The sequence below is a fragment of the Bacillus sp. FSL R5-0654 genome (assembly GCF_038008745.1).
GTDB lineage: Bacteria > Bacillota > Bacilli > Bacillales > Bacillaceae > Bacillus > Bacillus safensis.
This window is the reverse complement of the sequence record NZ_JBBOZV010000001.1, coordinates 365,932-376,707: the sequence shown is the minus strand read 5'-3', so window position 1 is coordinate 376,707 and position 10,776 is coordinate 365,932. Positions and strand designations below refer to the sequence as shown.

Sequence of the window (10,776 nt, the reverse complement as noted above, 5' to 3'; positions counted from 1 at the left end):
CCTCTTCATTTTTGCTTAAAATAGATCCATTAGCTTTTCAAGTTCGTCCATGGTGAGATCCTCATCCCCCACATCACTAGGTGTGATCTGACTCTCATCCTGTGATAGACAATGTGAGATCAGTGCCTTTACATTCTTTTCTAAGAGTTCCTTGAACTGTTCGATCGTACGTTCTTCGAATTCAAGGTGATGATAGGAAATCGTCACATGGAGCATGGCTTGTTCTACGAAACCAACAATATCCAGCGCATGAGGTTTCTCAGATTCAGGGCTCAGCGATTGTCCTGCATGCCATGGAGAACGCCTCAATTCACCGCCGCCGATCTGTTCATCAAATTGACCAAGATAGTTAAAGCTGATATCTGGTGTGACTTGAAAATCGATATCGTCCTTCATCTTGTCAGGCGTTAAGTATTTTAAAACGCCATAGCCGATCCCCTTGTTCGGAATGTGCCTGAGTTCCTCTTTTAAATGCTTGATCTGATAAGAAAGATCGTCTGCATGCGACATATCCAGTAATACTGGATACATGCTAGTAAACCAGCCAATGGTCCGTGATACATTGACCGCAGGAAGGATGTCCTCTCTCCCGTGTCCTTCAAGATGAATAAAGTGCCTGTCTTCTCCTGTCCACTCTTTCATGGACAACCCCAATGCCGTCAGCAAAATATCATTGATTTCCGTTTGATAGGCTTCATGTACATCCGTCAGCAGACTGTGTGTTTCCTCCTTAGACAATGTAAAACGAAGGGTCTCTGTATGAAGCATTCGTTGATCCTCCGTGACATGATCCTTTTGAAGCGGACGAACGGAATGCGCAAGTACCTTTTTCCAATAATCTCTTTCCGATAGCAGCTCATCTGACACAGCGTATTCAGTCAGCTTTTGGGCATATTCTTGGAAGGAGTGTGTTTTTTCAGGAAGGGTAAGTGTTTCCCCGCGCTTCGACTGTTCATAAAGAGCCATGAAATCTTCAAGGAAAATGCGCCATGACACACCATCAATGACAAGATGGTGTACAGCGAGCAATAAATGATCTCCTTGATCTGTTCGGAAAATGGCAGGTTTCACTAGTGGTCCCTCCGTTAACGACATACTCGCCTGCACTTCATTTGCCAGCTTTTCTACTTGCTGGATCTGCTGCGACAGCTCTCCTTTTACTTCAACCACATCAATTGCCACATTGTTTTCCTCGATTCCTCGATGACGCTGGATGACGCGCCCTTCTTCGAGCGGATACACCATTCGCAATGCATCATGATGAATCATGAGCTGCTCCAGTACTTGCTGAACGTTTTTCTCATTTAAACCATTTGGCGCATGAAGCATCATCGATTGGTTCCAGTGATGCTGATTCGTAAAGTTTCGTTCAAAGAACCAGCGCTGAATCGGTGTTAAAATGACTTCTCCTTCGACAGGTGATTGGTCGGCTGTGAGAAGATCGGCTTCTTCAATATATGGGCGCAGCTCTGCAATGGTCGGATACTGGAATAGAAGTTTCATATCGAGCTTCCAGCCTGCTTGCGTGAGTCTGCTTGCCATTTGGATACCTTTAATCGAATCTCCGCCAAGGAAGAAGAAGTGATCATGGATACCGACTTGGCTGATGCCAAGGACATCTTCCCAAATGCCGCAAAGCAGTGTTTCCACTTCATCTCTTGGTGCTTCGTATACCGTTTGGTTCGCTTCGATATCAGGAGCTGGCAATGCTTTGAGATCGACTTTTCCATTGGCCGTCATTGGAAATTGGTCTAGTTTTATGATCCATGATGGCACCATGTATTCAGGCAATGTGCGTTTCAGGCTTTCTTTTAAGTCCTCTGTATCGTTCTCCGTAATCACGTAAGCGGCAAGGGCGTCCTGATCACTTGCATCTTTGACCGTTGTCACGACGGCTTCTTTGACCGAATCCAGCGTCAGGAGCTGCGCTTCAATTTCTGACAGCTCAATACGGAAGCCGCGGATGTTGACCTGATGGTCTATTCTGCCGAGATAAATCAGTTCTCCATCCTCTGTCCATTTCACTAGATCGCCTGTGCGGTACATGCGCTCACCTGGATAAAATGGATCTGGGACAAATCGTTTGTCGGTTTCATCTGGAAGATTCCAGTAGCCTCTTGCCAGTCCTTTTCCTGCAATCACGAGCTCACCAGGTACGCCTGGCGGCGACAGGTCATATAACGAACCCATGATGTAGAAACGTGTATTGGCAATCGCTGTTCCAATCGGAAGCGTGCCTCGATCTGGATTGATGACTCCGCTTGTCGCTACGACTGTATTTTCAGTTGGACCGTAGTTATTCACTAGTTTGTATGGGACTGGCTTTACCTGTTTCAGCTTGTCTCCGCCTGTTAGTAAATAACGCAGAGAATGGTTGTCCATTGACATAAACTGCTCGCATAACTGAGTCGGCAGGAAGGCAATGGTGATGTCTTCTTTATTGAAATACGCATTGAGTTTGATCATATCGAGACGAATCGCTTCGTCAATAATGTGCAGCTCTGCGCCGGCGATCCACGTTGGGAACATCTCCCAAATGGAGGCGTCAAAGCCAAAGCCGGCATATTTCGCGGTTCGATCGTCTTTCGTCACTTGGAAGGCTTCATTGTGCCAGAATGCAAGATTCACAAGGGACTGGTGCTCGACCATGACACCCTTCGGCTGTCCCGTCGTCCCGGACGTGTAAATCATATAAGCGAGATCTGTTGGTTTGATCTGAACCTGAATCTCGTGAGCTTCTCCCTCTACCGCATCTTCTATGAACAGGACATGACCTGTGAATGAAGATGGCGCAGTGAGTCCTTTCTGCATTAGAAGCACCTCTGCTCCGCAGTCTTCCAGCATGTATGCAATACGCTGCGCTGGATAATCTGCATCAATCGGAACGAATGCCGCACCTGCCTTGAGAACGCCAAGGACAGCTGCCGTCATATCAAGGGATGGGCGGGTGAGAATACCGACGCGGTCGCCTGGTTTTGTGCCGTTTGCGATGAGTCTTGAAGCGACTACATTCGCCCGGCTGTTCAACTCTTTATACGTCCAGCTCGTTCCGCAGAAGGTCACTGCTTTTTGATGAGGTGCTTCTTGTGCCTTAGCTTCAATCAAGGCATGAACGGTTTGATCTGACGGGACGTCTAGAACAGGACCTGACCATTCATTCAGCTGTTTTTGCTGCTGCTGCGGTGACAATAATTGCATTTGATCTAACGATTGATCTGGCGCTGACACCATTTGTTCCAGCAAATGAAGGAAATATTCTTTCCACTTTTCAATTGACGTCTTTTGAAAGATAGAACAATTAAAATCAAACACGAGATCAATTTGATCTGCGGATTCGTTTCCAGTTAAGGTCAAATCAAATTTGGCAATATTCTCTTCGAATGGCTGTGGAACAATGTGAAGCCCATCCATTGATAAATCACGAATATCCGCATTTTCCATTGAGAATACCACGTCAAAAATTGGATGACGGCTTGTGTCGCGAACCGTTTGCACCTGATCTACCAATTCTTCAAATGGGTACAGCTGATGCTCATTTGCTTCTAACACAAGCTGATGAACATTTGACGCAAATTCAGCAGCTGTCTGATGTCCTGATGGTCTTGTTCTAAGTGCCAGCGTGTTCACAAACATGCCGATCACAGATTGAATATCAGGATGGGTTCTGCCAACAACCGGAGAACCAATGATGATATCCTCTTGTCTTGAAAGCTTGCTTAAAAGAATACTGTAGCCAGCAAGCAGGACTGTATAGGTCGTACTGTTGAGCGCTCTAACGAGTTCGTCCAATTTCGCTTTAAGCGAACCTTCGATTGTAAATGAGACACGATCTCCTGCGAATGTTTGCACTTTTGGCCTTGGCAGATCTTCTGGCAGTGCCAGCACAGGCAGCTCCCCTTGTAATTGATCCAGCCAGAAAGCCTCTTCAGCTGCTTTTTGCACAGCAGATGCCTCACTTTTTGACCAAACTGCATAATCCTTATATTGAACAGGTAATTCCTCTAGTTTGTCTCCTCGATACAGGGCTGATAGCTCCTCAATTAAAATGCCAACAGACGCACCATCTGAAATGATATGATGCATATCAATCAGTAAATAATGGACATTTACGGAGACGGAAACCAGCCCTATTCTGAGTAAAGGCGCTTTTTCAACATCAAATGGCCTGATAAAGTCATTCATTAATTCCTGTATGTCTCGGCCGTTCTGTTCAATTTTTTCAATGTCTATAGAGACATTTGTTTCAATCCGTTGAACAGGTTCATTCTGAACAAAATCAAAGCTCGTTCGGAAAGCTTCATGACGTTGGACTAGCTGATCAATTGCCTTTTCAAATCGTTTTTCATCAAAGGCTCCTTCTAGCTTTAAGGCAGCCGGCATATGATAGCTTTGCTCCGCATCAGTCATTTTCTCCAAAACAAACAGTCTTTTCTGAGCAGATGTCACTGGATAATAGGACGCCTCTTTGGCAACTTCTACTCGCTTGATCTCCGTTTGATCCGCTTGATCAACCGCAAGGGCGAACGCTTCTAATGTTGGGGATTCAAATAAAGACTTCAAAGTGAGCTCCACCTGCATCTCTTCATATAGCCTGTTCAGCATTTTCATGCCGCGCAGCGAATGACCTCCGCATTCAAAGAAATGATCACGCCTGCCGATTCGCGGCACTTCAAGAACTTCCTCCCAAATGTTCGCCAGCAGACGCTCTGTTTCTGTTTGAGGAGAGGTGTATTCATTTGCCCCCTGCTCACTGAGATCAGGTGCTGGCAGCGCCCGCCTATCGACCTTGCCATTATTCGTCAAAGGAAGCTCGTCTAATTGCATGAAAAATGCCGGCATCATATATACAGGCAGTTCACGCCCTGCTTGCTCGCGCAAATCAGATAATGAAACAGATCCTTCTGCTGTGAAATACGCACATAAGGTGTCATTCGAAGCAGCAATGACGACAGCTTCCTTCACCTGAGGATGCTGCAGCAGCTGGTGTTCAATTTCACCAAGCTCGATACGCTGTCCGCGAATCTTCACTTGATGATCGATCCGTCCAATGAATTCAATATCTCCATTTGACAGCCAGCGTGCAAGATCGCCCGTTTTATACATGGTCTCTCCAGGGCGGAAAGGATTGTTGACAAACTTTTCGCTTGTTAGTTCTGGCTGCTTATAATATCCTTTCACCAGTCCATCACCAGCGACACATAGCTCTCCCGCCACACCCGGCGGCTGAACATGTCCAAACTCATCTACAATATAAACAGCCGTTTGACTCACTGGCTTTCCGATTGGGATAGATAACGCCTGCTTCTCAATATGATTCACAGGATAATATGTGGTGAAAATTGTGCTCTCAGAAGGTCCGTACATATGAACAAGCTTGTCTTTCCCAACTGTCTCAAGTGCAGTCACTACATGAGGCACAGAAGCTCGCTCTCCGCCAAACAGCACTTTTCTTACGTTTTTCAGGCTGTCTTTTTTCATGTCGATGAGTAAGTGAAAAAGAGCTGTTGTGATCATTAAAATACTGACTTTTTCCTTCTCAATCGCTCCAGAAAGCTCATTCATGTTTAAAATATGATCCTTTGGCAGAACAATGAGTTTCGCTCCGTTTAATAATGCACCAAACACATCAAACATAAAGGCATCAAATACATAGTTTGAGAGGCTCATCACCGTGTCTTCAGGATGAATGGTGAGATAATTCGATTGCTTCACCGTTCTCAAAATGTTCCGGTGTGTCACCATATTTCCTTTAGGCTTACCGGTTGTACCTGATGTATAGGTCAAATTCGCCAAGTCCTCAGGTAAAATATGAGCATCTATAGGGCTGTCTGACTGCTGAGCAATCGCTTGATCTTCTGTTTCTATGATGGTTCCCTCAAATGCAGTGAGCACCGAGCGATGGCGCAGCACTTGATGTGTCAGTAAGAATTGTGCACCGCTGTCTGTTAAAAAGTACTTCACGCGCTCATCAGGGAAATCGGGGTCAATTGGTACATAGACACCGCCAGCCTTAAGCACAGCCAAAACAGAGAGCACCATTTCATTGGAACGTTCAAAGAATAGGGCCGCTTTCATCCCTTTTTCAAAACCAGTTTCACGCAAATAATGAGCCAGCTGATTCACTCGGTCATTCAGCTCTTGATAAGAAAGAACCACATCTTCACATTGCAATGCAGGCTGATGACCATGCTGCTGCACCTGTTTTTCAAACTGCGTCACAATGGTTTCTTCTGCTGGATAAGGCGAAGGTAACGGATTCCACCTATTTAACTGAGCTTCTGCTTCTTGTTCAGACAGTAATCGATAGGATTGAATAGCTTCCTGCGGCGCTTGAACCATTTGCTCCAGCAGATAAACATAATGTTTCATCATCTGCTCTGCCGTACTTCGTTTAAATAGCGCCGTACTGTAATCAAGTACAAAGGATAAACCTTGATCGGACTCCATCGCTTGCAGTGTTAAATCAAATTTCGCAATATGGAAATTGGTTTCTTCAACCTCGACCAGCATGTCTCCAATATGCTGGGCTGCTCCATGATCCGGCGCGAGTGTAAAGACGGTGTCAAACAATGGATGACGGCTAAAATCTCTTGGCACATTCAGCTTTTCAAGCAGCCGTTCAAATGGATATTGCTGATGCTCAAATGCCTGCATTGTCTTTTTCTTTACTTGCTCAATCAGCTGAGACATGGTTCCATTCGGATCTACCTCAGACCGCAAAGCAAGTGTCTGGACAAACATACCGATCATGTCATTCAAATCTGTATGCACACGCCCTGCCGCCGGTGTTCCGACCACGAATTCCTTTTGACCTGTATATTTGGCAAGCAATGTATAGTAAGCAGAAAGCAAGACCGTATACAGTGTCGTGTGATGGTTTGCTGCAAGCTCCTGTAATTGATTCTTTAACGCTTCATCTATTTCTTTGATGACACGATCACCTGCGAAAGACTGGACAGCTGGACGCTGATAATCAGTCAGCAGCTGTAAAGCCGGAATATCACCCGAAAATTCTTGCAGCCAAAATGCCTCTTCTTTTTGAAAGCCTTGGTGCTGTTGCCAAACTGCATAATCTTGATATTGAAGCTTCAATGGTGCTTTAACCGATCCCTCGTAAGCATCTGACAGCTCACGCAGCATCAAATCGATCGAAAGACCATCTGAAATCAAATGATGCATATCGAAAAAGAGCAAATGCTCCTGATCATGCAATGACTGCAAACCAATTCGAAGAAGCGGCGCACACTCAAGATCAAAAGGTCTGACAAATTGCTGCATGTTTTCTTCCATCGTACCGCCTGTCAGCTGTTCTATTTGAAAGGACACTGATGAAACGATCCGCTGACGAGGAACACCTTTTATCGTATGAAAAGAAGTGCGCAGCATATCGTGACGTGAAATCAGCCTGTCAAAGGCTTCAGTCAGCTTCTCAAGCTGCAGAGTTCCTTTTAACCTCACAACAGCAGGCATATGATATGCAGTGCTTTGCTCCAATTGACTCACCATATAGACGCGCTGCTGTGGAGGCGACAATGGATAATGATCAGCAGCCGGCGCTTTTGGTATCACCGTTTCAGAAGACCTTTCTGCTTTCTCAATATAAGCAGCTAGAGCAGCAATTGTCTGCTGTTCAAATAAAACGGAGAGCGGCACCTCCACTTCAAAGTCTCGCTGAACCTTGGTAAGTACGGTCATCGCTTTGAGCGAATGCCCGCCTCGATCGAAGAAAGAATCATACACACCGATCTTCTCTTGATCTAGAATGTCTTCCCACAAATGAACAAGCTTCGTTTCTATATCGTTTCTAGGTGCCGTATAAACAGCATGTACCGCTCTATCACCTTTTAATGCAGCAAGTGCACGACGGTCGACTTTGCCGCTGACTGTGAGTGGAAAAGCATCGAGCTGTTTGAAATAAAGAGGCATCATGTACGCTGGAAGCTGATGTTTGATAGCCGCTTGCAGCATGTCAACAGACACACCTTCATGACGAGCTTGATAATAAGCACTTAACGCCTTTTCTCCATCCGCTTCGTCAACCACTAGCACGACAGCCTTATCAACTCCATCTACCTGCTCCATCACAGCTTCAATCTCGCCTGTTTCTATCCGGTAACCCCTTATTTTCACTTGATCGTCCATTCTGCCAAGATAATCAATCGTGCCATCTGGAAGCCATCTGACTAGATCCCCCGTTCGATACATCCGCTCATGCGGAGAAAACGGATCTGCTGTGAATACCTTCTCCGTCAATTCAGGCTGATTCACATAGCCTCGCCCAACACCTATACCGGCAATGCACAGTTCTCCTGCTGCCCTATGCAGCTGCAATTGATCATATTCATTTAAAATATAAATGCGATGATGACCAAGCGGTTTTCCAATCGTCACATAGCGCTGTTCAGTTGATTCGCTCAGCTCACTGAGATTCAGGCGATGCACCGCCGCATCCACACACGTCTCAGTTGGACCATACACATTCCACAGAGTAAAATCAGGCTGACTCATACGAACTGCTTCAATGAGTGAACGTGCTGCTTTCGCAGGCAGCGCTTCTCCCCCAATCAACATGTGCGTCAATGACAGCCCGTCCAAATCCGCAGCAAGTAAAAGCTGCACATGCGCCGGTGTTCCATCTGCCGCTTCAATTTGATGTTTTCTGTAATAAGCCGCTAGCTGCATGCCATTTCTCGTCGTTTCTCGCGGGATGATATGAAGCGTATGTCCAAATAAAAGGGCAGCAAAGATTTGTTTGACCGATGCATCGAAATGGAATGGGGCTAGTAGCGCCATTTGTAGCTCATTCGCCCCTTGATAAATCTCATGATGCAAAGCATGGACCAAATGATGAAGCTGAAGATGCTCAATCATGACGCCCTTCGGCTTTCCAGTCGTACCCGATGTATAAATCATGTAGGCTAAATCATCCGGCGCCGTCTGATCTACAAGCTCAGGCAGCCGTCCATCATCTAATAATATTTGCTGCAGCACGATCAATTTTTCCGAAAGGGCTGGGTATTCTTGAATGAACGATTCCTCTGTTAACACAATAGAAGCACCTGAATCCTCCACAATAAATTGAATGCGCTCCTCAGGTAATGCCGGATCAATTGGTACATATGCCCCGCCAGCCTTTAGTATGCCGAAGACTGCTACCATGGCATCTGTCTTACGCTCCATCAAAACAGCAACAGGCACATCACGTGAGATACCTTTCATTTGTAAAAAACGAGCCAGCTTTTCTGCCTGTTGTTGCAGCTCTCCGTAAGTAATTGTTCCATCTTCTGCTACAACGGCTGTCCGGCCTGCATATTTGTTGGCTGTCTCATCAAACAGGTGATGAACCGGTTTTGCTGCTGGCCTTTCAAACGATTCTCCTTCAGATAATTGCAGCAGCTCCTTTTGTTCACCTGCTGAAAGTAAAGGCAGTGTCCCGATCAGCTGATCAGGCTGAGAGACGGCCGCTTCTAGTAATATCAAGAATCGATCAAACATCTTACTCATTTCTTCTTCTGTGAATACATCTGTACGGTAATCCAAATCAATGGTCAATGTATCAGTATCCCAGCGGTCTTTCACATGGATTGAAATATCATTCATTCCGCTCCCGCTAAAAATCGGTTCAGTAATGAACGACAGATTCTCTTTTTTCTGCCACTGCATCACCTGATACTCTAAAGAAATATCAAAAAGGCGTCCTGTAAACCCTTCTCTTTCCCGCAAATCATTCATGAGCAAATTGTAAGGGTACTTTTGGTGTCGCAAGATCTTCATTTGATCCGCCATGACCTTCTTTACGAAATCAAGAAACGATTGCGACCCTTGAACAGAAGCACGCATTGGAATCGTAGATACAAACATCCCAATCATCTTTTTTTCTTTGGCATTCGTCCGGTTGCCCATAAAGGTTCCAAGAACGACATCCTCCATACCGCTAAAGCGATGTAAGTAAATATAGACAGTGGACATAAACATCGAAAGCATACTGACTTTCTGTTCTTCACAAAAAACACGAAGCTTCTCCTTTAAAGAATCTGGAACATCCCCTGAAAATCGCTCCGCATGCAAACTCATCTCGTATCCCTTATGCGGTTTTAAAGATGCGAAGTCTGGAATATGAGCAAATTGCTCATTCCAAAAAGCTTGGTCTTTTTGAAAACGTTTAGAAGATTCATAGGTCTGCTCACTCATGATGTGATCAACGAAGGAAATCTCCTCAACTGGCGAGATGTCTACTCCTTGCAGCATGTCATGATATAAATCAATAATGCGATTTCCCATTAAAATGATGGAAATACCATCCGCGACAATATGATGTGCTTTACAGAACAGCCAGCACTCTTGATCACTGATTTGAAACACCGTAAATTCAATCAAAGGGCTGTCAATCAATGGCATCGGCTCACGAATCTGCTCGTTTGCCCAAACCCTTACTTCCTCTTCACTCCAGCCCTTTTCCATGCGAATCGGCTGTTTTTCATAAGGTTTGATATATTGAACAGGCTCCTCCTCTTCATCTCGATACACGAGCCTCAGCCGAAGAGAGTCAGTTTGTCGAATGTACGCTTGAAGCACATCGACGACCAAAGAAGGATCGAGACCAGATGCTGATCTCAACCTGGCGAATCCACCCAAATTAGAAATACTTGTACCTGGATAAAATCTTTCCGTGTAGAATACTCGCTTTTGCGCATGTGTTAAGGGGTAATAAACTATATTCATTCTCATCCTCCGCCTCTTCTATGTTTTCTCCACCAATTTCACCCTGCACCCTCT

General features: G+C 45.3%; 1 protein-coding gene. It reads right to left on the bottom strand.

All coding sequences use genetic code 11. From position 1 onward, the window contains the following. Window positions 1-15: 15 nt before the first annotated feature. Window positions 16-10,722 carry a non-ribosomal peptide synthetase gene (locus tag NSS76_RS01950; RefSeq protein WP_187470537.1) on the bottom strand — a complete coding sequence of 3,569 codons (10,707 nt, stop codon included), beginning with the start codon at window positions 10,720-10,722 and terminating at the stop codon, window positions 16-18. Between the last annotated feature and the right edge of the window lie 54 nt (window positions 10,723-10,776).